This window comes from Polyangium jinanense (assembly GCF_028435365.1).
In genome coordinates this window covers 951,591-974,153 of record NZ_JAGTJJ010000002.1, presented here as the reverse complement: position 1 = coordinate 974,153, position 22,563 = coordinate 951,591, and the positions used below count along the sequence as shown (strand labels likewise).

17 protein-coding genes are annotated in these 22,563 nt (G+C 68.5%); 8 read left to right on the top strand and 9 right to left on the bottom strand.

Annotation, left to right across the window (positions count from 1 at the left end):
* The first annotated feature begins 2 nt into the window (after positions 1-2).
* A complete protein-coding gene (locus KEG57_RS08925) occupies positions 3-650 on the top strand; it encodes a hypothetical protein (RefSeq protein WP_272417645.1) in 648 nt (215 codons plus the stop codon).
* Here the strand turns inward: KEG57_RS08925 and KEG57_RS08920 are convergent.
* From KEG57_RS08920 to KEG57_RS08910, 3 genes are read right to left on the bottom strand one after another with little or no spacing between them, the layout of a single operon-like run.
* Complete coding sequence (locus KEG57_RS08920) at positions 647-1,267, bottom strand: hypothetical protein (protein ID WP_272417644.1); 621 nt, start codon at positions 1,265-1,267, stop codon at positions 647-649. The genes KEG57_RS08925 and KEG57_RS08920 overlap by 4 nt on opposite strands.
* Positions 1,268-1,284: 17 nt before the next feature.
* Complete coding sequence (locus KEG57_RS08915) at positions 1,285-2,376, bottom strand: hypothetical protein (protein ID WP_272458367.1); 1,092 nt, start codon at positions 2,374-2,376, stop codon at positions 1,285-1,287.
* A complete protein-coding gene (locus KEG57_RS08910) occupies positions 2,373-3,215 on the bottom strand; it encodes a hypothetical protein (RefSeq protein ID WP_272417642.1) in 843 nt (280 codons plus the stop codon). Before KEG57_RS08910 ends, KEG57_RS08915 begins: the two co-directional genes overlap by 4 nt.
* 554 nt (positions 3,216-3,769) lie before the next feature.
* Between KEG57_RS08910 and KEG57_RS08905 the strand changes: the two genes are divergently transcribed.
* On the top strand, positions 3,770-4,627 hold the full coding sequence (locus KEG57_RS08905; protein WP_272417641.1) for an OmpA family protein: 858 nt from the start codon (positions 3,770-3,772) through the stop codon (positions 4,625-4,627).
* 39 nt (positions 4,628-4,666) lie between these two features.
* Here the strand turns inward: KEG57_RS08905 and KEG57_RS08900 are convergent, their stop codons facing one another.
* Positions 4,667-5,422: a hypothetical protein gene (locus KEG57_RS08900; RefSeq protein WP_272417640.1), complete on the bottom strand. Its 756-nt coding sequence runs from the start codon at positions 5,420-5,422 to the stop codon at positions 4,667-4,669.
* A gap of 56 nt (positions 5,423-5,478) precedes the next feature.
* Between KEG57_RS08900 and KEG57_RS08895 the strand changes: the two genes are divergently transcribed.
* Positions 5,479-6,876 (top strand): cytochrome P450, encoded by a 1,398-nt coding sequence (locus KEG57_RS08895; RefSeq protein WP_272417639.1) that lies wholly within the window; start codon positions 5,479-5,481, stop codon positions 6,874-6,876.
* A gap of 1 nt (position 6,877) precedes the next feature.
* Here the strand turns inward: KEG57_RS08895 and KEG57_RS08890 are convergent, their stop codons facing one another.
* A complete protein-coding gene (locus tag KEG57_RS08890) occupies positions 6,878-7,555 on the bottom strand; it encodes a VTT domain-containing protein (protein ID WP_272417638.1) in 678 nt (225 codons plus the stop codon).
* A gap of 153 nt (positions 7,556-7,708) precedes the next feature.
* Entirely contained in the window at positions 7,709-8,329 is a 621-nt protein-coding gene (locus KEG57_RS08885) for a hypothetical protein (RefSeq protein WP_272417637.1), read from the bottom strand.
* 513 nt (positions 8,330-8,842) lie between these two features.
* Between KEG57_RS08885 and KEG57_RS08880 the strand changes: the two genes are divergently transcribed.
* The 3 genes from KEG57_RS08880 to KEG57_RS08870 all read left to right on the top strand — a co-directional run bounded on the left by KEG57_RS08880 (position 8,843) and on the right by KEG57_RS08870 (position 12,700).
* Positions 8,843-9,601, top strand: a complete 759-nt coding sequence (locus KEG57_RS08880; RefSeq protein ID WP_272458366.1) for a hypothetical protein — start codon at positions 8,843-8,845, stop codon at positions 9,599-9,601.
* Positions 9,602-9,721: 120 nt separating this feature from the next.
* A complete protein-coding gene (locus KEG57_RS08875; protein WP_272417635.1) occupies positions 9,722-10,810 on the top strand; it encodes a hypothetical protein in 1,089 nt (362 codons plus the stop codon).
* Positions 10,811-10,939: 129 nt separating this feature from the next.
* Positions 10,940-12,700: an N-acyl-D-amino-acid deacylase family protein gene (locus KEG57_RS08870; protein WP_272458365.1), complete on the top strand. Its 1,761-nt coding sequence runs from the start codon at positions 10,940-10,942 to the stop codon at positions 12,698-12,700.
* A 6-nt stretch (positions 12,701-12,706) separates the two neighbouring features.
* Here KEG57_RS08870 and KEG57_RS08865 read toward each other — a convergent pair whose 3' ends face one another.
* From KEG57_RS08865 to KEG57_RS08855, 3 genes are read right to left on the bottom strand one after another with little or no spacing between them, the layout of a single operon-like run.
* Positions 12,707-13,516, bottom strand: a complete 810-nt coding sequence (locus KEG57_RS08865) for a nucleotidyltransferase domain-containing protein (RefSeq protein WP_272458364.1) — start codon at positions 13,514-13,516, stop codon at positions 12,707-12,709.
* A gap of 7 nt (positions 13,517-13,523) precedes the next feature.
* Entirely contained in the window at positions 13,524-14,843 is a 1,320-nt protein-coding gene (locus tag KEG57_RS08860) for a DNA polymerase beta superfamily protein (RefSeq protein ID WP_272417632.1), read from the bottom strand.
* A gap of 9 nt (positions 14,844-14,852) precedes the next feature.
* Entirely contained in the window at positions 14,853-17,690 is a 2,838-nt protein-coding gene (locus KEG57_RS08855) for a CHAT domain-containing tetratricopeptide repeat protein (RefSeq protein ID WP_272458363.1), read from the bottom strand.
* Between the two features lie 50 nt (positions 17,691-17,740).
* Here KEG57_RS08855 and KEG57_RS08850 point away from each other — a divergent pair, with 50 nt between their 5' ends.
* Both KEG57_RS08850 and KEG57_RS08845 read left to right on the top strand, forming a co-directional pair.
* Positions 17,741-21,481 carry a DUF4132 domain-containing protein gene (locus KEG57_RS08850; protein WP_272417630.1) on the top strand — a complete coding sequence of 1,247 codons (3,741 nt, stop codon included), beginning with the start codon at positions 17,741-17,743 and terminating at the stop codon, positions 21,479-21,481.
* Positions 21,478-22,563, top strand: coding sequence for an AAA family ATPase (locus KEG57_RS08845; protein ID WP_272417629.1), 1,086 nt, complete (start codon positions 21,478-21,480; stop codon positions 22,561-22,563). The genes KEG57_RS08850 and KEG57_RS08845 overlap by 4 nt, the downstream gene beginning before the upstream one ends.

Here is a 22,563-nt window from a genome sequence, read left to right as displayed (position 1 = left end):
CCGTGCGCGCGCCCTTCGCGCTCGCCCTCGCCCTTCTCTGCGGCTGCGGCAGCGCGCCCTCTCCCCAGACAAACCCGCCGCGCCCGCTCCCCTCCGCGGGGAGCGCGGCGCCGAAGCCCGCGCCCGACGCCATCGCCGCGGCCTCGTCCTTCACGACGTTCACCTCGGCGCGCTTCGACCTCTCCTTGCCGCTGCCCGACGGCTCGGCGTTCCGTGTCGACGATCGGACCGAGCGCTGGCTCGTGGCTCGGCACGAGGCGACGAGCTCGGTCCTGCTCGTGCGCACGTGGCGCGAGGACGAAGTTGGAAGCCGCGCGCGATGCGAGGCGCGCGCGCGCACCTGGCGCGACCTACCTTCACGCGACGGACGCCGCCTCGTCTCGGCCTCGCACATCGCGGTGCCTCCGGATCACGACACCCTGGTCGAGGTCCTCCTCGGCCCACATTCCACGAACGGCGAGCCCACCGATGGCTTCGTGCTCGCCTTCGGCGGCTGGGCCAAGAAGTGCTTCGCGTACGTCTTCGCCACGCGCGACGCGAACGAGCGCGTCGTCATGGAGCGCCTCGCGGTCATGGTCGACGGCTCCCTCCGGCGCATGCGCTTCCAGAGCGAGCTTGCCCCCGCGCGCTCCCGCGAACGTTTGCCTTAAAGCCCCGCAAACGTCTGGCAGAACTTGCTCGTCTTCGCCTCGTCCTCCACGAGGATCCACGTCCCCTGCGAGGCCTCGCCGTTCGGCGACATGCCCAGCATCTCCGGTAGGACCAGACAAACCACCTCGTACCGCCCCTCGATCGTCCCCGCGGGGAACGTCTCGTCCTCCGTCTCGAACTGCCCTGTGATCTTGCCGGTCGACGTCCGGAGCGAGAGCGTCCCCGGGCCGATGATCCGCGCGCCGCTCTGCGACAGATGCGCGAGCGTCCCTCCGCCGTAGCCGTCGGTGAGCGCCACCGAGAAGCTCTGGTCGAGCAGCGTATCCGTGCTGATGTCGAACGCCACGCTGAGCCCGTAGCCGCGCCGATCGGCCGTCGAGAGCGTCACCGACGCCGTCGACGGTGGTCCGTTCGGCAGCGGCGCGCGCACCTCGATGCTCGCCGGATCGCCGCGGAAGACACGCCCGTCGGGCATCCGGATCGTGAGGGCGTCGTCCACGGCCGTCGTCCGGAACGCGAACAGATCACTCACGTCACCCACCGAGCAGGCCGTGGTGCAGAGGGCTGCGGACGCGGCGCATGCGCGCAGCAGGAACTGGTTTTTCTCGTCCTTCATCGACGTATCCTCTGGCTTCAGCACCCGCAGTCGAGCACCTGGATGGTGAGCGGGTTGTGGATGACGTTGTCGCTCTCCGAGCTCTCCACGACCGCGTTGCCCGCGTCGACCTGGTGGTAGAGCCAGTACAAACCCTTCGGCGTGCCGCACGGCACCGTGGTCGTCACGCTCGGGTGGACCTGCTTCTCCGCGTTCACCGTCGCGCCGAACCACGTCCCGAGCGTGATCCCCGCCCACGCGTGCGCGGTCGGGCTCGTCGCGATGAAGAAGCGCTGGTCCGATGCCACGCTCTTCGTCCCGGTGTTGGCCGTGGTGAAGTGAAACGAGAAGGTGTCGCCGCGGCAGCGCTGGATCGTCTGCCACGCGGCCGTGCTCTGGATCTTCCCGTTCGTGAGACGCTGCGCGGAGGCCATCAGGTTCGTCTCGCCGACCGTCGACGGGTACAGGAAGCGCCCGCCGGCCGCGTCGTCCGGCATGGGCTGCGCGAACATCGCGCTCGGCCCGCCGCCGAGCGGCACGGGCGGCGAGGGCCGCATGACCGTGAAGTCGAGCGTGTGGTTGTCGGCGCCTCCCGGGGACGAGATCGACAAACCGTGCGCGTGGCCGAGCTCGTGGAGGAACGTGGACCTGCCCGTCCGCGTCGGGCTGTACGGGCAAGCGCCCGAGGCAAACGCCTCGTCGGGGTTGTCGAAGCTCTGCGTCGACAGGTTCGCGAGCAGCACGTTCACCTCGTCGATCTGATCGCAGCTGCGCACGATCACCGTCGTCCCGAGCGAGCCGTCGATGCTCGACGCCTCGACGAGCGCCACATCGTTCCAGCCGTCGTCGAGATCCACCCAGCAGTGGGCCGCGGACCAGGATCCGTAGTGGTAGACGGCGTCCTGCATGCCGCCGACGCCACGCCACTGCCCGATCGCCGCGGCGTAAGCCTTCGCCTGGCTCGATCCCGACGGGATGCTGCAGAGGTTCTGCACGAGCCCGAACGGCGACTTCCACCGGACGTTCTTGCCGTTGCACGTGAGGAAGCGGAACGCCTCGGCGTGGCTCGTGAGCAAGAGGCACGCGAGGACCAAGCACGCAGCGACGATCAACGGATGCATGCGCATCACGGCGCACCTCCGTCTTCACACACGGCGAGCTCCTTCGTCGACGTGTCGGAGAGGCCCACGGGCGGGTCGAAGCACGCGAGCAGACCCTCGGTGCTCGCGGGGCTCTCCGTGGGCGTGGGCGCGCGCCACGTCGTCACGCGCCGCCACGGGCCGGCCGACATCGGCGCGGGCGAGAACGATCCGTGCGGCCACGCGCCGGTCGCGCGGGCGAACATGCGCAGCGCCTCGGCGAGCTCCACGGCGTCGAGGGCTCGATCCACGTCCGCCTCCGTGATCCACGTCGAGAGCCGCGGCGGCGTCGAAGCATCGACCGCGCCGCTCGGCCGCGTCCAGAGCAGTGGTCCGGGCAGGATCTCCGTCGCGCCCACGCCTGCGACGAGCCGCCCGTAGGCGTCCACGAGCGCGCGCTTCTTCCCCACGGTGTCCAGGCGGAACACGTGCCCGAAGGCGATCGGCGACAGCGTCCACTCGGTGTTGCGCAGAAACAGGAAGTACCGTTTGCCCGTGGCGAGCTCGGGCACGTGTGTCGCGACGATCTCCCGACCGTCGGGCAGGTACCCGCCGAACGAGCGGATCTGGAGCGAGCTCGGCGGCGACTTGCCGAGCGATCCCAGGTGGACGAACACGTTCTTCACGGTCGCGACCGTCCGCGGCCCTTCCACCTCGTCGAAATGGAAGCTCACGTCCTCGACGTCGCCTTCGATCACGGCGGCGGTTTGTCGCAGCACGTCGGCGAGCGTGTCCACGGGCGACGGGAGTGGGGCGGCGTGGGCCGCGCGGGCCCCGAGCGAGGCGCAGACGATCACGGAAGCGATGAAACTCGGACGGACGGATCGCATCGGACCTCCTCCGGCGGTTGGGTCTTCTCACGCGGCGGCGCGGCCGGAGTCGCGCGGCGTCGCCACCACGCCTTCCTTCTGCCTGCGCGGCGGCGCGACCGGGCCGGGACGAACTCGGTCCCGGCGAACGCGAACGATCTGGCGCATCGGGAATAAGCGAGCCATCGGGCAGTCAAGGCCGTTGGTTCGAGGACTTTCCCGCCTCTGTCAGGGAAGGGATGTATGCGACCGAGATCGGCGTGATCCCGCGGAGGATCCCGGGTCCGCCCGGTTTGTCTTCCCGGTGCCTGGTTTGTCTGTCTCGACGCCGCTGGTTTGTCCTTCGCGGGTGCGGCAAGCGAGCAAGATCACGACTCGGGCGTAGACCGGAACCGGGAGGCAGGGGGTTCCCCGGGTCTTCGAAGCAAGAATCCCTACATGAAAGGCCGAGTCCGCGGGATCCGCCCGGGGCTTCTGGCGGAATGGACTTTCGCGGGACGGACGACCTCGCTACGGTTCAAGGATTGCTCGTCCCAGGGACGTATTTTCCCCTGGGATGCACCGGGGAGAATGTCATGAACGTGCGCATCCTTGCTGCCTCCACGCTCGCCGCGGCGCTCGCTGTGAGCGGCTGCGGGTATTCCGAGGAAGAGTGGCAGGCGCAGCTCGGCAAGTACAACCAGCTCCTGGCCGACAAGAACGCGAGCGAGCAGGCCGCGGCGGCCGCGCAAAAGAAGCTCGCCGAGGAGCTCGCGGCGGAGCAGGCGAAGGTCTCGGACCTGACGAAGAAGCTCGCGGACGCCGGCGTCGACATCAGCAAGCTGAACGAGAGCCTGCAGGCGTCGGCGACGAAGGTGTCGGCGCTGAGCTCGACGCTCGAGGAGCGCGAGAAGGCGCTCGCCGAGTACAAGGCGCGCGCCAAGCAGCTCGAGCAGATCAAGGCGCGCTTCGAGATGCTGCGCAAGAAGCTCGACGAGCTCACGAAACTCGGCCTCGCGGTGAACATCCGCAAGAACCGCATGGTCATCTCGCTCCCCGGCGACGTGCTCTTCGACTCGGGCCGCGAGACGCTGAAGAAAGAGGGTCAGGAGATCCTCTTGAAGGTCGCGAACATCGTCAAGAACGACGCCTCGCTGCTCGGCCGCGACTACCAGGTCGCCGGGCACACGGACAACAAGCCCCTCGCAGGCGGCATCTTCCGCGACAACTGGGGCCTGTCGCTGATGCGCGCGCGCGAGGTGTTGCTCTACCTCGTGAGCGAGAAGGGCGGCAACATGCCGACCGCGAAGTGGAGCGCCGCCGGCTTCGGCGACACGGACCCGATCGCGTCGAACGACACGGACGAGGGTCGCCAAAAGAACCGCCGCTGCGACCTCATCGTGGTGCCGAGCGTCGAGGAGATGCTCGACCTCAAGGCGATCACGACGCAGTAACCGCGTCGGCGCGCCTCGCTTCCCTCCCCGCCTTCTGCCTCAGGGGCAGCCGCCATCGTCGTACCAGGGATTCTGGCTATGGATCAGGCTGCACTGATCGAAGCACGTCCCACCGGCGCAGCCCTTCGCCTTCGCCCCGGTCACGGAACACGAAATGGGCATGCCCCAGCAAACGCCCATGGCCATGGGTGAACAGGCGTTCGCCGTCGCGACCATACGATTGCAATGACGCCCCCCGGGGCAAGGCGTCTGCGGATCGCAGGCCACCGCCTCGGCCGCGGGGCAGGCGCCCGCCGATTTCACGCTCGACCCGAGCACCTTGGCGATGTCCGCATTCCAGTACGTGACGCCGTCGCACCCGCACACGAGGTCGGGGTCCTGCGATTGCAGCCCCGGCGGCGGCTTCTGCGCGCAAACGCCCGCCCCGCACCCCGGCGCATTGCAATAAAGACCCGGATCACACCCGCCGACGCCCCCATTGCACGGCGCGCCCACGCCATTGCCGCCCCCCGCGCCGCCGCTGCCGCTGCTACTGCTCGCGCTTGCGCTCCCGCCGCCGCTTCCGCCGCCGCTTCCGCTTCCGCTCGCGCTTCCGCCTCCGCCGCCGCTCCCGCCCCCGATTCCGCCGCCGCCGCCGCTCCCGCCCCCGCTCCCGCCTCCGCCCCCGGACGCACCCGTTCCCGCGCCGGACGCCCCGCTCCCGGCGGTCCCATCGCCCTCGTTGCTGCAGGCCGTGACGACGGCGGACAGGCCGGCTGCAAAAACCACCAAAATCAGGATCGATTGCGCTCGCATAGCGGCATCTTACACCGGATCTCCCCGCGACGTGCCCTCGCTGCTACGCTGCTCCCGTGACGACTGCCTCCGCCTCGCGCTCGCCCTCCGCCGCCTTCGCGCCGGGACCTCCGGGTGTGCCGCTCCTCGGCAACCTCCCCGCGCTTCGCCACGATCGCATCCGTATCTTCCTCGACGCCGCCGATACCTACGGCGACGTCGTCCGCTTTCAATTCGGCCCTGGCCCGCGGCACGTAGCCCACCTCCTCCGCCACCCCGACCACATCAAGTACGTCTTCGTCGACGCGGCCGAACGTTTTACCAAGCAAACCCCCGGCCTCGACGCGATCCGCCCGGTCCTCGGCAACGGCTTGCTCACGAGCGAGGGCGACTTCTGGCGCCGGCAGCGCCGCATTGCGCAGCCGGCCTTTCACAAGCAACGCATCGCCGCGTTCGCCGGCGTCATGGTCCGCGCCGCCGACGAGCTCGTCGACGGCTGGATGCGCAGGCCTCGCCCCGACGCGCCCGTCGACGTCGCCGACGAGATGATGCGCCTCGCTTTGCGGATCGTCACCGAGACCCTGCTCGGCACCGACGTGCCCATCGACGCCGCCGCGACCGCGGGCGCCCTCGACTTCATCCTCGAGGACACGCGCAAGAACCTCACGCGGATCCTCAAGATCCCCCGCAGCGTGCCCACCCCCGACAATCGGCGATTCCTCGAGGCCGTCGCCGTCCTCGACCGCGAGGTCCTCCGCATCATCGAGCACCGCCGCAAGGCGCGCGAGACCGGCACCGACCTCGTCTCCATGCTCATGGCCGCGCGTGACCCCGAAACAGGCGAAGGAATGACCGACCGCCAGCTCCGCGACGAGGTCATGACCATGTTCGCCGCGGGCCACGAGACCACGGCGAACGCGCTCGCCTGGACCTTTTATCTGCTCTCCACGCACCCCGACGTCCGGCGCCGCGCCCGCGCCGAGGTTTTCCGTGTTCTCGGCGATCGCCTCCCCGACTTCGGAGACCTCGCCGCCCTCGACCTCGTCGGCCGCGTCTTTCAGGAATCGATGCGCCTCTATCCGCCGGCGTGGATGATTTCCCGACGCGCGGCCGAGGACGATATCGTCGCTGGGTATACGATCCCCAGGGATTCCCTCGTCCTCTTGAGCCCCTACGTCACCCACCGCCACACCGCGTACTGGGAGAACCCGGAAGGGTTCGATCCCGACCGTTTCGCCGGCGGCGCGCTCGCCCGGATGCCGCGTTTTGCTTATTTTCCGTTCGGCGGCGGCGCGCGCCAGTGCATCGGATCGAGCTTCGCCATGGTCGAGGGGACGCTCGTGCTCGCCACGATCCTGCGCCGCGTCCGCCTCGACCTCATTCCCGGACAGACCATCGAGCCCGAGCCGGGAATCACGCTCCGGCCCCGGGACGGCATCTCCATGCGTGTCGTCCCCGAGCCGCTCCCGAGTTGAATTACGAGGACTTCGCGTTCTCCGCGGCCGCCGCCTTCTTCGAGGCGAGGTGCGTCCGGATTGCCCCGATGATGGGCGGCAGAACCGAAATCACGATGATCAGGTAAACGACCTTCTCGATCTGCTTCGCGCCGAGCACCTTGCCGAGGAAGTAGCCGAGGAACGTCATCGATACGACCCAGCCGATGCCGCCGAACACGTTGAACATGATGAAGCGGCGATAACTCATCGCGCCGATGCCGGCGACGACGGGCGCGAACGTGCGGGCGAACGGCATGAAGCGGGCGAGCACGATCGTCTTGCCGCCGTGCTTCTCGTAGAACTTCTGCGTGGCCACGAGGTAGTCGCGCCGGAAAAACAGGCTTTGCTCCCGGTTGAAGAGCTTCGGGCCCGCCTTGTAGCCGATCGAGTAGCCCACCGTATCGCCCACGATCGCCATGACGCAGAGCACGGCGTTCAAGAGCAGGAGGTTCGAGAAGGTCGGGAGCTTGAGCGGGTTGATCAGATCCGCGTTGACGAGCACGCCCGCCGTCACGAGCAGAGAGTCGCCCGGAAGGAAGAATCCCACGAGGAGCCCGGTCTCGGCGAAGATGATGGCCATGAGCACCGGGTAGCCGCCCCAGGTGAGCAGCTCCTCGAGGTGGCGCAGCTTGGAGAAGAACTCGCGTAGAAGGTCCACGGCCGACCGACTAGCGCACCTTCGGGTTTTTGTCGACGTTCTCGTCCCGAGGGGGACGCCTCGCGTCCCCCTCTCGTCCGGGCAAAGCCCGGTCGATTCACCCCCCGAGGCGAGCTCGCTACGCGATCTCGCAGCATCGAACCATTCGATGCGCTACTCCCAGCTCACCTCGCGCCGCACGCGCACCACGTCCATCCCGTGCGCGCGCCCCTCTGGTACCTGGGAAAGCCACCGATGCCGCACCCGCCGCGCGCCCGCGAGCTCGAGCGCGTGCACGACCCCGAACTCCGTCGCCACCATGTAGGCCGGCGCCGCGATCGAAGGGACCCCGGAGGCGCTCAACACGAACGTCTTCGGCCGGACCTCCGCCACGTCCACGCGCACGAAATCGTAATACGCGCCGACGATGCGAGACAGGTTTCGCATGGTCATTTCGGGCGACGCCATCTTGAGCAGAAACCTGTAGAGCTTCGTGAACTGCCGCGGAATCCGCGCCCGCGACACCATTCGAATCATCTCCAGAAACGGCTGCGCCATCACCACGGACGCCGATCCGTGCATCGCGAGCAGCGGAAACAGATCGTACCAGCCCCCGACCACGAACGGGCGGCCGAGAAATTCACGCAGTGCGGCATTCGTCACCCGATCGAGGACGACGGCGCGCCCGCCGCGCACGTTCTCGTCGAGGAAATCGAGCGTGTCCACGTAAAGCACGCCTTTGCAGCGAAAGGGAGAGGTTCCCGGCGCGAAGGGAATGCCATCCATCGAGAACATGGACTCCACCTCTCTCCCGCGTGCCCCGGCCCGAGTGACCATCTTGCACCGGATCACGAAGGAACGGCAAGATGGACAGAATCGACGCCCGCTTTTCGCGAGCCCTCGTCGAGTGCAGGTTCTCCGGCCTGTCGCCCGCCCCACGCCTCCGCAAGTACCGCGATTTTCCTCGATGAAGCGACGAATGACCCCCCGTTGGTTCCGTCACTGACGAATGGGCCGTGGTGTGCAGGGACGGGCGATGCTTCCCTGCACGGACGGACGCCTGGGGGACTCCTTATCGGTCGGGCGTGACGGTCCGTGCCGGTCATGTGCGGGAAGACGCCCGCTCCCTGTATCCGTCCGGATCGGACGGATCTCGCCTCGGAAGCGTCGGCGCCACGAATTCACGCTGAAGTGCGCTCGGGACCGGGGACGGCAGGAGCCTTGCAATGGGTCCTGGCTGCGTGAACGAAGCCGGCCGAGGCGCGCTCGCCCGGTCTCGGAACGCGACACGAAGTGGAGGAGGATCCCATGCTCAAGCATATCGCAGCCGCCGCTCTCGTCTCGACCTTCGCTCTCGGCGCCACGGCTTTCGCGGAGACGGGGGCTGGTCAGAACGCGGGGCTCAAGCAGCTCTCGTGGCAGCAGCTCCAGTCGGCCTGTCAGAATCCCGCGGCGTTCCAGAGCCAGCGCCAGCCGAATGCCATCCGGCTGACCTGCGAGGATACCCAGCTCGTCTGGGAGGCCGAGCAGACCGACCGCGTGGAAATGGATAACTCGCGGCAGATCACGGCGTCGCTGAGCTCGGACAAGTATTACGTCATCCGGCAGGACCAATCGGTGGAGAATGGCATCTCGCAGACGATGTGCCCGCGCTTCAGGGAGGTCCAGGTCTCCCATACGCAGAGCTTCTCGCTCTCGTGCCAGGAGATCCAGAACTTCCAGGGCAACATGAACGACTTCTGCAAGGCCCGCCTCGACACCGCGGTCAAGGGCAACCAGCAGCTCGCCACGCGCACCGCGACGGGTCGCGTGTACGACATGTGCGCGGCGCCCGCGCTCGTGAATGAGCCCCCGAAGGCCCCGGCGGCGCCGGTGGCTCCGGTGCAGAATGGCGGCAAGGCGCAGCCGGGCGGCGCGCAGCCGTCGCAGCCGGGCGGCGCGCAGCCGTCGCAGCCGGGCGGCATGCAGCCGTCGCTCCCGGGCGGGCAGATCGGCGGCGTGCGTCCGAGCATCGGCGGGCAGCTCCCGAGGCTCCCGGGCCTCGCGGGCGGCAACAAGTCGCGGTGAAGAAGTCGCGCTGACATGAAGTGAGCGCGCTCGTCAGGCGGCCGGGCCGCGTGGCCCGGCCGCCTGGCCTTTTTAAAAATCCCCTGAGCATTCCGGGACAAACATCCAAGGAGACGGCTCATGGCGATTCGCATCGTGACGACCTCTACCATCCTCGTGATCGGCCTCGTAGGCGCCGGTTGCGGCGTCGTCGGCACCACGACCACCGGCGGCGGCGAACCGGATTGCGAGCCGGTCGAGGATTGTCCGGACAATACAGGCGGACATGGAGGCAGCGACGGAAGCGGCGGTGGCGGAACCGGCGGCAGCGGCACCGGCGGCAGTGGTGGAACCGGCGGCAGCGGCACCGGTGGCTCGGTAGCGGGTCAGCCCCTCTTCTGGGTCGAGAAGGGAGAGCGCACGGCGGAAGCGACGAGAAAACCCTGGTCGTCCTGGTGGTATCCGCTCTGGGAGGACACCTTGTTCCAGGGGAAAAACGGCGAGGCCTCGACGCTCGAGAAATACGACGTCTGGGCGGAGAAAGCCGGCAATACGCGCACGTCGGCCGCGGCCTACGAGCGCAAGGAGCTCTACCAGCCGCGCGCGGCCTCGTGGTCGGGTCTCTGCGACGCGTGGGCCCTGGCGTCCATCCTCGAGCCCGAGCCGACACGCTCCGTGACGCACGGCGAGGTGACGTTCTCGGTCGGCGACCTGAAGGCGCTCCTTCTCAAGACATACGAGAAGGTCCCGCCGCTCACGCTCGTCGGCACCCGATTCGACGGTGAATGGGACGACGTCTACGAGGACGTCCGGCCCCACGAGCTGCACCGGGTCATCGAGACCGAGCTCATCGGCCGCAAACGCGCCTTCATCATCGACGAGGACGCGGGCCCCGAGGTGTGGAACGAGCCGGCGTGGAAGGCGATCACGCGGGTCGAAAAGGACGAGGACGACAGCACCGTCGCGCACGTCCGCACCTGGCTCTTCCTTGCGAGCCCGCACGTCGAAGATCGCAATTTCGTGGGCACGATCGAGGACTCGCGCGAGTACACCTACGACCTCAAGGGCAAGTGGCAGGGCGAGCGATTCGGCGTGACCTCGAGCGCCTGGACCGACCGGTCGCAATGGGACCACCCCGATTACGCGATCATCGTGCCCGACCGAATCCCGCGCGGCAGCCACAACCCGCAGATCCGCACCGAGCTCGTCGATCGCATCCGCGGCCGATAAAGAGCCCGGCTCCGGGGAGCGAGGCCGAAACCTCGCTCCCCCGCGGCCCCTCCGTCCGAGACGCGTCCCTCGCGCGCCGGGTCCGAATGCGCTTGCCAGGGCCTCGGGCTTCGGCCGATGATCGGCGCCATGTACGACGTCAAGATCGTGGGCGGCACCCTCGTCGACGGCACGGGCGCGCCGCGCTTCTCCGGCGATATCGGCATCAAGGACGGCAAGATCGTCGACGTCGGCGACTGCGCCGAGAGCGCCGCGCGCACGATCTCGGCCCACGGTGCCCTGGTGATCCCAGGCTTTCTGGATATCCACACGCACTACGACGGCCAGATCTCCTGGGACGAGGAGCTCGCGCCCTCGTCGCTGCACGGGGTCACGACCTGCGTGATGGGCAATTGCGGCGTCGGATTCGCGCCCGTGCGGCCGAGCGACCACGAAAAGCTCGTCGAGCTCATGGAGGGCGTCGAGGACATCCCCGGCAGCGCCCTCGCCGAGGGCCTCACCTGGGGCTGGGAAAGTTTTTCCGAGTACATGGACGTCCTCGAAAAGAGGCCACGCGCGATCGATTTCGTTTGCCAGGTCCCGCACGACGCCCTGCGGGTGTACGTGATGGGCGAACGCGCCGTCGCCGAGGAGAGCGCGACCGAATCCGACATCGAATCCATGCGCGCGCTCCTCCGGGAGGCGCTCCTCGCCGGCGCGGCGGGCTTCTCCACGGGCCGCACCGACAACCACAGGAGCGCCCGGGGCAAACCGACCCCCGGCTCCGAGGCGCGCGAGGGCGAACTCTCCGGCATCGCTCGCGCCTTCGCCGGCCTCTCGCACGGCGTCATCCAGGCCGTCAGCGATTTCGACATGTTCCGCGGCGAGGAGATTTTTCCGGCCGAGTTCGACCTGCTCGAACGGATGGCCGAGGCCTCCGGCCGCCCGCTCAGCGTTTCCACCATGCAACGCGACCATGCCCCGCGGCAATGGGAGCGCATTTACGAGCGCGCCGAGCGCGCCGCCCTCGCCGGCCGGGACATTCGTTGCCAGGTCGCGGCGCGCCCCATTGGCGTCTTGCTCGGCCTCACGGCCACGTTCCACCCGTTCATGGGCTTCCCGAGCTACAAGGAAATCGCCTCCTTGCCGCTCGAAGCGCGTGTCGCGCAGATGCGTGATCCCGCCTTCCGCGCCCGGCTCCTCTCGGAGAAGAGCGGAAAGGTCGCCGGCGATGGCAGCCCCTTGCCGCCGCTCGCGGACTTTTTCCTGGCAAACCCGCGGTTCGTGGCGATGCGCCTCTTCCGACTCGGCGAATCGCCGAATTACGAGCCGTCCGGGCTCACGAGCCTCGCGGGCGACGCGACGCGCGGGGGCCAGCCGCTCCTCTCGGTCATCTACGACGCGATGCTCGAACAGGACGGCCGCGCGCTCCTTTATTTCCCGCTCTACAACTACACCGAAATGAACCTCGACGTGGTTCGCCGCATGCTCCTGCACCCGCTCTCGCTGCCGGGTCTCGGCGACGGCGGCGCGCACGTAGGCACCATTTGCGACGCGAGCTTTCCGACGTTCCTGCTCACGCACTGGGCCCGCGACCGGGCCGAGGGCAAGATCCCCGTCGAACGCCTCGTGAAAATGCAGGCGCACGACACCGCGCGGTTCCTCGGTTTCGCCGATCGCGGCACCTTGAAGCCGGGGCAGCGGGCGGACATCAACATCGTCGATTTCGACAACCTGCGCCTCCGGTCCCCCTTCATGCAGCGCGACCTGCCGGCCGGCGGGCAGCGCCTCATGCAGCAGGCGGAGGGCTACGTGGCGACGCTCGTGGCCGGCGAGGTCATCGTAGAGAAAGGTCGATTCACGGGAGCGCGGCCGGGACGGCTCGTGCGGGCGGGAAAGGCGCGCGGCTGAAACGCCTCAGAATCGCTCTTTGCGAAGCGCGATGAGCCAGGCCGAGAGCGCGCGGAACGCCTCGTCCTTGGGTATCTCGGGCAGGACCGATTTGTCACGCGCCTCTTCGAGCATCCGCATCGCCCGGTCGAGGCTCTCGCGGAATCGCTTCGCTTCCTTCGCGGACAGCTTCGTTCGTTCCCCCGCGCGCTTCATCGTGACGAGCGCGTTCGCCTCCTCGAACCCGTATTCGGGGAACAGCCGCGCCACGTCCGTCACCACCTCGCCCGCGCGAAGCAGGTGCGTCCCCGTCAGCGCCGTGCGCAGCACGTAAAGCACGCGCTTCGCCGTCGTCCCGCCCTCCTCCTCGGCCGCCTTGCGCTGGTTCTGGGCAAACCCCGCGTAATGCCGGAACACGCGCCGCGACAGCGCCGCGCGCACGAGTGGGCGCAGCCCTTCGAGCAGCGGGCTCTTCACGAGCGCGGGCGCGCCGAGGATCCGCTCCACGTAATTGCCATTTCCCCCGAGAATCCCGGCGAGCACGGGGCCGATCTCGTTCGAGGTGTAATCGATTTCCACCCCCTCGATCACCTCCATGCGATCCCGCGCGGCCGGCGCCATTTCGAGCCCCACGAGGAGCGACGTCGACACCACGTGCACCGCCTTCAGATCGAGATCGCTGTCGGGCGAGGCGAACCCGTACGCGTGCGCGCCGCTCAAGAGCACGACGAGGTGCTCGCGGGCCTTGCCCTCTTCTTCCAGAACGCCGCGCGCCACCTTCGCTTGCGCATCGGGCAGGACGTCGAATTGCATCACGAGCTCGATCGCCTTCGTCATTGATCCCTCATTCGTCCCAGCGCGCCTCCGGTGCGGTCGGCGCGTCCTTGCCGAAGGGCCCCTCCCTGCCCTCGAAAAACCTCCGCGCGGCCTCCTCGCGGACCCTGCGCAAAGCAACCTCGGCCCGCCGCACGTCCGCGCGCCGCGGCAACTTGCTCTCCCGCCGCGCCGCTTCGAGCTCCGGCGTGAGCGACTCCGCCAGCGTGATCACCTCCGCGAGCGGCACACGCCCCTTCTTGATGTCGAGCAGCACGGGCCGGAGCTCGTCCCGCACGCAAAGCTCCGGCTCGCCCGTCCGGAGCCACCGGATCGACAGATCGATGAGGCGCACCAGGTTGTAGGCATTCTTCGGCCGGAGCTCGCGCGGCGTAGGCAACGACGAACCCTCGCTCGCGCGCGCATACGCGGCGAGCGCCGTCCACTCGCGCCCTTCGAGCAAGCCCTGATCGGCCATCGAACGATAGAGCTGCTTCAGGTACTCGCGCGCGCGGAGAATCGCGTCCTCGGGCGTCGGCGCCACGATGTCCGTCTCCTTCGCGAGCCGCGCCGCCGCCTCGTCGAGCCCGAGCGTCGGATCCTCGCGCAGCCACCCGAGCACGATCGCGCGATGCTCCGCGAGGCGCGTGTCGTGCGAGAGGCGTGAGAGCTGCGAGAGCGCGTAACGGCCGAAGCTCGCGTGGATCTCCACCGAGACGAACGCGTCGCGCGCCTCGATGAGCCAGCGGCCCATCGGGTCCTTCTCGCTCGCCGGCTGCGACGCGGCCGCGAACAGCATCTCCAGCGTGTTCGGATCGGCCCGGAGCGCCTGCCGGATCGCCTTTCCCATCTCCCAGTACGTGCGGCTGCCGTCCTCCGACACGAGGTCCTGCGGCGGCTCGACGAGCCCGGTCATGAACGGGAACGGCAAGACGAACACCCCGCGCCGATCCTCGTCCGAGTTCTCGTCCGACAAACCCCACGTCCGCGACCCGACGACCGCGTCGACCACCACGCACGGCAAGAGCGCCGACCACGCGTCCTCGCGCCGCCGCGCGTAGCGCACCTGCCCGACCTTGCGCGGCACGAGCTCCTCACGCGAATACCGCACGGTCCCCACGCCGACGACGAGCACATCGAAAAATTCCCGTTCGACGTTGGGGGCTCCGCTCGGCGGAGCCGAGCTGTGCCCCCAAACCCCCCGGCCGGACCCGACCACGCGACCGAGCGCGCCTTGCGGGACCAGACGCTCGCCGAGCGTCCGATCCACACGGGTCGTCACCTCCGTCCCATGCGGGAGAGGTACGGCGAGGGGATCGACGTCCCCCATGCCGGAGAGCCTTCGCGACATGGGCCGAGCTTATCGCCCCGCTCGCGCGCGAGCCACACGAATGCGGCGCGCGGCCGCGAGCGCAAGGAGCGCCAGAGCACCGGCCCCGGCCGCCTGCGTGCCTTCGTTCGTTCCCGCGACCTCGCATCCGCAGCCCCGCGCTCCACCCGGCGGAACGACGCCGCGCGCCGCGGACTCCGCCTTTGCGGGGGAGACGCCTTCGAGCGGCCCCCATGCGCCGGACACGATGAAGCTCGCCCAGAAGTACGGGTGGCTGTATTCCGGCCGCTCGAGCAGGCGGATCTGCGATTCGCGCATCGCCTCGGCGCGCCCTTTTCCTTCGCGGAAGAGCTTTTGGTAGTAGCTCGTCATGAGGTCGCGCGTCGCCTCGTCATCCACCTGCCACAGGCTCATCACCTGCGTCTCGGATCCTGCGAGCACGAGCGCGCGACGCAGCCCCCGCACGCCTTCGCTCCCGGCGCGCAGGCCGAGCCCCGTCTCGCACGCGCTCAGCACCACGAGCTCCGTTCCTTGGAGGTCCAACGATGACGCCTCGTACGCCGTGAGGATCCCGTCGTCGGCCTGCCCTTTGCGCACGTTCGCGCCGGCGAGTGCGATGCCCGAGAGGAACATCGGGTGCGGCACGGGCAGCTTGCGCCCGTCCACCTCCGACGCGACGTGCGGCAGGTTCTCGGGCGGAATTTCGAGCTCGAGCCCGCGCGCCTTTCCTTGCCCGGCCTTGCCGTCGTTGCCCAGGAAAAACCCGTGCGTCGCGACGTGCAGGATCCGCGGCGAGGAGACCTGCTTCAGCGCTGTCTCCGTCGCGACGCGTTCGAGCTTCACGGCCGTATCGGGCACGAGGGCCCGGATCGCCTCCGCCTCCTCCGCCGTGCCCGGCAGCGACGAGAACTTCACCCGCGCAATCGTGGGCAGCGCACCTTTCGGCGCGTCCGGCAGCGCCGTCGCCCCTGCCTCGCCTGGCGCATCGTAATCGGGGTTCGCCACGAGCAGCGGCGCCGACCGCTTCACGCCGCTCGCGCCGAGCCGCAAGAGATCCCGCCCCGTCGAGAGGTAGGTGAACGAATACTTCGAGATCAAATACTTGTTGTCGCGACCGATCAGCGCACCGAACGGCACCAGGGCGAGCGCCGCGTCGGGCGAGATCAACACGTGCTTCACGCCGACGAGATGGTCGCTGACCTCCGCGAAGAGGACGGCGTGCAGGAGCGCGAGCTGCGTCCCGGTGTCGCGGACCTTCGCGGCCGGGTCCGCGAGACCGCTGCGGATGATCTCGACCTTCCGATCGACCTCGGCCGCGCTGACCGGCACCTGGTGGTGCAGGATCTTCCCGTCCGGCCAGAGCACGTAGGCCATGTACCTCGGCCCGCCGAGTCTTTCGCTTGCCGCGCTGTAGAAATGGGTGCTCCGCGGCTGGTACCGGACGAACTCCATCAGCACGGCGTCTTTCGGAATCCGCGCGGCGACGGCCTCCACCGTCACCTTCGCCTTCCCGCGGCGATACCCGGCGCTGTGCTCGGCGATCTGGGCCTCGATCGCATCCGCCTCCGCGCGAAGCCGCTCCGTCTCGGCGTTATGCTCGGCCACGGTCATTCCGCGCGGCCCCCGCGTCATGGCGGCCGCGTAGGCGCCACGCACCCGGGCGAGCTCGTCCAGCAATTTGCGGTCCTCGGGGCTCATGCGCTCGCGTAATGCGCCCACGTGCGCGGCCGACGCTTCGAGCACGCGTGCCTTGTTGCGCAGCATCGCGCCGAGGGTGAGCCGCGCGACTTCCGGCCGGCCCAATCCATTGCTTCCGAACTCGAACGAGACGACCCGATCCATGATCGTCTCGAGGCGCGACGCATACAGCGTCTTGTCCTCTTCCGAGCCGCCGACGAGCGCGCTCTCCAGCCATTGCTCCTCGATGTCGAGCGCTTTCTCGTAGAGGTCGATGGCCTGCTTCCAGCCGGACCGCGTCCGCAGGAGCGCCCAGTCGCTGTACACCGAGGCGAGATCGGGGTGCCGCGGTCCGAGCGTCCTCGTGAGGATCGCCTCGGCTTTTCGATAATGCTCCTCGGCGAGGTCCTTCTGGCTCGACCCCGTCAAGAACACCGCGATGTTGTGGTACAGCCGGCCCACGTCGGGGTGGTTTGTCCCGTGCACACGCTCGGCGATCGGCAGCGCGCGGTTGTACTGCTCGGCGGCCTTGTGGTAGTGCCCCATGCCTCGATACAGCGCGCCAAGGCTGCCGACGTCGATGAGGAGCGAACGCTCGGGGCCATTCTTTTCGTGGAGGGCGATCGCCCGCAGAAACAGCTTCTCGGCCTGCACCAATCTCCCGCTTGCCATGTAAAGCCCGGCGAGATTCGCGAGCACCGTCCCGAGGGCCGCTTCGCGCGCCGCGCCGCCCTTCTCTTCGAGGGCGATGGCGCGTTCGTAGGCCTTCTCCGCGCCTTTCGTATCGCCTTTTTTCTTGAGCAGCGTGGCGAGGTTGCCGACCGCCGTGGCGAGCAGCTCGTCGGGCGCCTTCGACGCCTCGAGGATCTCGACCGCACGCCGCAAAAACCCTTCGGCCTTCGGGTAATCGCCCGTCGCGAGGTACATCCCGCCGAGATCGGAGAGCGCCGAGCCCGTCTTCGGGTGCTCCTTGCCGTATTTCTGCTCGCGCAGCGCCACGAGCTTCTGCGCCGCCGCGAGCGCCTCGCCGTACTTTCCCGCGCCGTAGAGCGCCTCGACGTCCTTTTCGATCTTCTCGTCGTCGGACAGCGCCGCGGCGGGCTTCGCGGGGGCATCCGCGCGCGCGACCCCTCCCGAGAGCGTGCCGAGGGCGAGGGCGAAGGCGAGGGCGACGTTCGCGAGGCGACGCATCACGGGAGGTTCTACCATCGCTCGCCGCGCGCGTGGTAGCCTCCCGCGCCATGCGTCGGTTCGAGTTCGTGGATGGGTCCTCGAAGAAGTTCTGGCAGATCGAGCGTGATGGCTCGCAGCTCTCGATCCAGTGGGGCAAAATCGGCACGGCCGGTCAAAGCCAGGTCAAGGATTTTCCGAGCGATCAGAAGGCCCAGGCCGAGCACGACAAGCTCGTCGCGGAGAAGACCAAAAAAGGGTACGTCGAGGTCGCGGCCTCGGACGCGTCGGCGGCGCCGGCCCCGGCTCCCAAAAAGGCTGCGGCCGCCGCGGCGCCTGCCGCTCCGAGCGCGGCGCCGGCCCCGGCCCCGAAAGCGGCGAGCGCCCCGCAGGCCTCCGCGGACGAACCCGCGCCCGCGCCTCTGCCTGCGGCGCCCGTCGTGGTCGAGATCGCTCCGCCCGAGGTCATTCTTGCGAGCCTGGACATGCCCCATCGCAAAGGGGCCCTCCGACCCACGGCCGAGGAGCTCGCGGCTGACCCCTGGCAGGCCGTGCAGAGGGCGTGGGCCGGCTGGGTACGCCATTACTCCTGGGACGAGATGACGATTCCCGCCGAGCTCGCGCCAACCATTCGCGAGCTCGTCGCCTGGCTCCACGGCAAAGGCCCGACGCCGCTCTCGCCGCTCGCGGCCGCGTGCGCCCTCAGCGTGCTCGACGTGCCCTTGGGGACGCCCGCTTTGCCTTTCTTGCGTGCGGTCGCCGAGCCCTCGATCGCCAAGGATGGCCCGTCGTGGCTCATCGACGCGGTGCTTGCCACGATGCGCGTCCGCGTTGACCCCTACCCGTCCCAGGTCCGCAAGGGCGAGGCGAAAGAGTTCAGCGCGTTCCACCTCTACCCGGAGACCACGGGGCCCTTCGAGATCGCATTGAACGCGATGACCGTCTTCGCGTTTTACACGCAAAACCTTTCCGAGGAGGCGCATGCCGCCGTCATCGCGGCCGTCACGGCCCGCTGGCCGACGTTCTCCTACTGGCAAAAGCGTCTCGTCCTCACCTTGATCGCCGACCACACGCCGCTCGCGGACGCGCTCGGCGAGGACTGGCTCGCGTGCGACGGTCACATCGAGGGGTACGCCCGGGCCTCGTGGGACAAGGACGGCATGAAGCCGGAGTTCCATTTCGCGTACTCGCGCCCCATGCTCGTCAAGCTCGCGAAGAAGGCCGTCGGGATGTCGTACGCCAGCTCATACCTCGGGAACCATCTCTGGCAGCTCTTCGACCTGTGCGGCGCGGACGTCGTCCCGGTTTGCCGGCTCCATTGCGACAACGCCGATTACCCGGGCAGCATCGTCGAGGGCCTCCATGTCGCCGGATACGTCCGCGGGCCCGAGACCGCCTCGCTCATGGTCTCGCAGCTGACGCAGAAGCGCGAGATCGCCGAGGTCGCCGATCAATGGCTCGCGAAGCATCCCGCGCTCGCCATTCCCCCGCTCGCCGACGCGATCGCCGCGGCCTCGGCGCTCGGGGATCGGGCCGCGCCGGTGTTCCTCGCGATCGACCGCGCACACCCGGGCCTCGCGGACAAACTCGACCTTCGCCCCGCCGCGCGCACGGCCCTCCAGAAGCTCCGCGAAAAGATGGCTCCGCGGCCCGAAGCCTCCCCGATTGAATTGCCCCGCATCCTCCTGGATCCACCTTGGATCTCGGGCCGTTGGTCCACCGCGCTGCCTATCGTCGTACGCGCCGCGATGCAGCCTTACCCCGAGGTGCTGCACGACACCTACGGGGAACTCTCGCAGGCGAAAGCGGATCGCGAGCAGCAAATAAAAACCGCGACGCTCTCCTTCGAGGAAGCCTCCCAGAACCTGGGCGCCCGCTGGTCCGGCAAGTACGTCTCGGGCAGGTTGCTCGAGCTCTCGGACGCGGACGTGAAACGAGCCTTCGCCGAATGGCCCGCGACGGCGTGGGATGCCGGTTATGCCCTGCTCGTCCCGCTCGTGGTCCTCGGCGTCGACGCGATAGGCGGGTATCCGCGCATCGCCTCCAGCAATGCCGCGCACTTCGCGGCCGCCCTCGCCGACGTCGTCGAGTCCCCGCGGCTCGCGACCTTTTTTGCCCACGCGCGCACCCTGAAATCCGCGCGAAAACCGGCGGAGCGGTGGTTCTTGAAGTTCCCGAAAGCCGCGGCCGTCGGCCTCATCCCCACGGCCGTCGGACCTCATTCCCAGGCGCGCGAGCGCGCGGAGGAAGCCGTGCGGTTCCTGGTCGCGAAGGGCCACGGCGAAATCGTCCGCGAGGTCGCCGAATCCTATGGCTCCGAGGTCGAGGCCGCCGTGAAGGCCGTCCTCTCCACGGACCCGCGCGACCGGTTCCCTGCGAAATTGCCGAAGATCGGCGATTGGGCCAAGCCCGAGGCCCTGCCGACGCTCCTCCTCGCCGGCCGCTCCAAAGCCTTGCCGCGACCCTCCGTCGAGGCCCTCCTCGTCATGCTAGCGATCTCCACGCCGGAAAACGTGTATGCTGGCCTCGAGGACGTGTTCACGGCCTGTGATCCCGCCTCGCTGGAGGAGTTCTCCTGGGCGCTCTTCAATGAATGGCAGCGGGCCGGCGCTCCTTCCAAGGAAGCGTGGGGCTTTCAGCAGCTCGGGCTGCTCGGCGGCGACAACATCGCGCGCAAGCTCACGCCGCTCATTCGCGCCTGGCCCGGGGAAAACCTCCAGGCCCGCGCCGTCTCGGGCCTCGACATCCTCGCGCGCATCGGCTCCGACCTCGCGTTGATGCACCTCAATGGCGTCGCGCAGAAGGTGAAGTTCAAGGGCCTCCAGGAGAAAGCGCGCGCGAAAATGGACGAGGTCGCGCAAAACCGCGGCCTCTCCGCCGATGAGCTCGCCGATCGGCTCGTGCCCGACCTCGACCTCGACGAGGACGGCTCGCGCACGCTCGATTTTGGCCCGCGGCAATTCCGCGTCGGATTCGACGAGGCCTTGAAGCCGTTCGTCATGGATGGGTCCGGAAAAACCCTCTCGGATTTGCCGAAGCCGGGCAAATCGGATGACGCCATGAAGGCGAAAGAGGCCGATACGACCTGGAAGGCGCTCAAGAAGGACGTCAAGGCGATCGCCCAGAACCAGATCACGCGACTCGAACTCGCGATGTGCGCGGAGCGACGCTGGGAGGTGAGCTCGTTCCGCGCGCTCTTCCTCGAACATCCGCTGCTCGTGCACCTCGTGCGGCGGCTCATCTGGGGCGTCTACACCGAGGAGGGCAAATACCTGAATGCCTTCCGCGTCGCCGAGGACAGCTCGCTCGCCGACGCCGGCGACGCGGCCTTCGATTTGCCCGACAACGCGTTCGTCGGCATCGTCCACCCGCTCGCGCTCCCGGACGCGACGCGCGCGGCGTTCGGCCAGATCCTCGGCGATTACAACATTCTTCAGCCCTTCCCGCAGATCGGCCGTGACACGTATGCCCCGACGGACGTGGAGGCGAAGGACAACTCGATCAAGCGCCGCGCGGGGCAGTTCGTCCCCGTGGGCAAACTCCTCGGCCTCGTCGAGCGCGGCTGGCGCAAAGGGGAGCCGCAGGACGCCGGCTGGATCTGGGACATGGAAAAGCGTTTGCCCGGCGGCGTCGTGGCCGCGCTGGCCCTCCGCACCGGCATCGGCGCCGACATGCAGATGACGGAGCCGAAGCAGGAGATCGGCGAGGTGTACGTCTCGAAAAACCGCGACGGCTTCAAGCTCGGGGAGCTCACCCCCGTCGTGTTCTCGGAGCTCGTGCGGGACATCGTGCAGCTCGGGAGCGCCTCGTGAAAAAGAAACAGGCCGGCCTGCAGCGCGCCCCGGCGGAGCTGCATTTCAAGGACGAGCTCGCGCGGCTCGCCGCGGAGGACACGGGCCCTCGCCCGCCCGGATGGAAGCTCTCGCCGCGGGCGGTGCGGGCCTTCGTGCTCGGCGATCCGGCGCGCGACATCAAGCCGAAATTCGTGGGCCATTCTGCGGTGATCGATCGAGCCATGGTCTCGCTCGCGACCTCGCGCGGGCTTCTGCTCATCGGCGAGCCGGGCACGGCGAAGAGCTGGCTCTCGGAGCTGCTCGCCGCGGCGATCTCCGGGCAATCGACGCTCACGGTGCAAGGCAGCGCGGCCACGAGCGAGGACCAGATCAAGTATTCGTGGAACTACGCCTTGCTCCTCGCCGAGGGCCCGGGCGAACGCGCGCTCGTGCCCGGCCCCGTGCTCACGGGCATGCGAGAAGGCAAGGTCGTTCGATTCGAGGAAATCACGCGGTGCCCGGCCGAGGTGCAGGACGGGCTCCTCTCGATTCTCTCGGACCGCGTCCTCACGATCCCCGAGCTCGGCGAGCAAGGCGTGGTCTTCGCGCGGGAAGGATTCAACATCATCGCCTCGGCGAACACCCGCGATCGCGGCGTAAATGAAATGAGCGCCGCGCTCAAGCGCCGTTTCAACTTCGAAACCCTCTTCCCGATCGGCGACCTCGCAGCCGAGATCGAGCTCGTCCGCCGTGAATCCACGCGCCTGCTCGACGCCTCGGGCGTGAAGATGACCTTGCCCGAGCCGGTGCTCGAAGTCCTCGTCACCACGTTCCGCGAGCTGCGCACGGGCGTTTCGGGCGATGGCCAGCCTGTCGAGCGGCTCTCGACCGTCCTTTCCACGGCCGAAGCGGTCTCCGTCGCGCATGCCGTCGGCGTCCGGGCGGCGTTCCTCGGCGACGGCGCGCCGCACCCGGGCGACGTGATCGATTGCCTCGCGGGCGCCGCGGTGAAGGATAACGCCGAGGACTTGGAAAAACTGCGGCGGTATCTCGAAACCGTGGTGAGCAAGCGCAAGGCGCCGCATTGGGCCGCGCTGCACGCGGCGCGGTCGAGGCTCTAG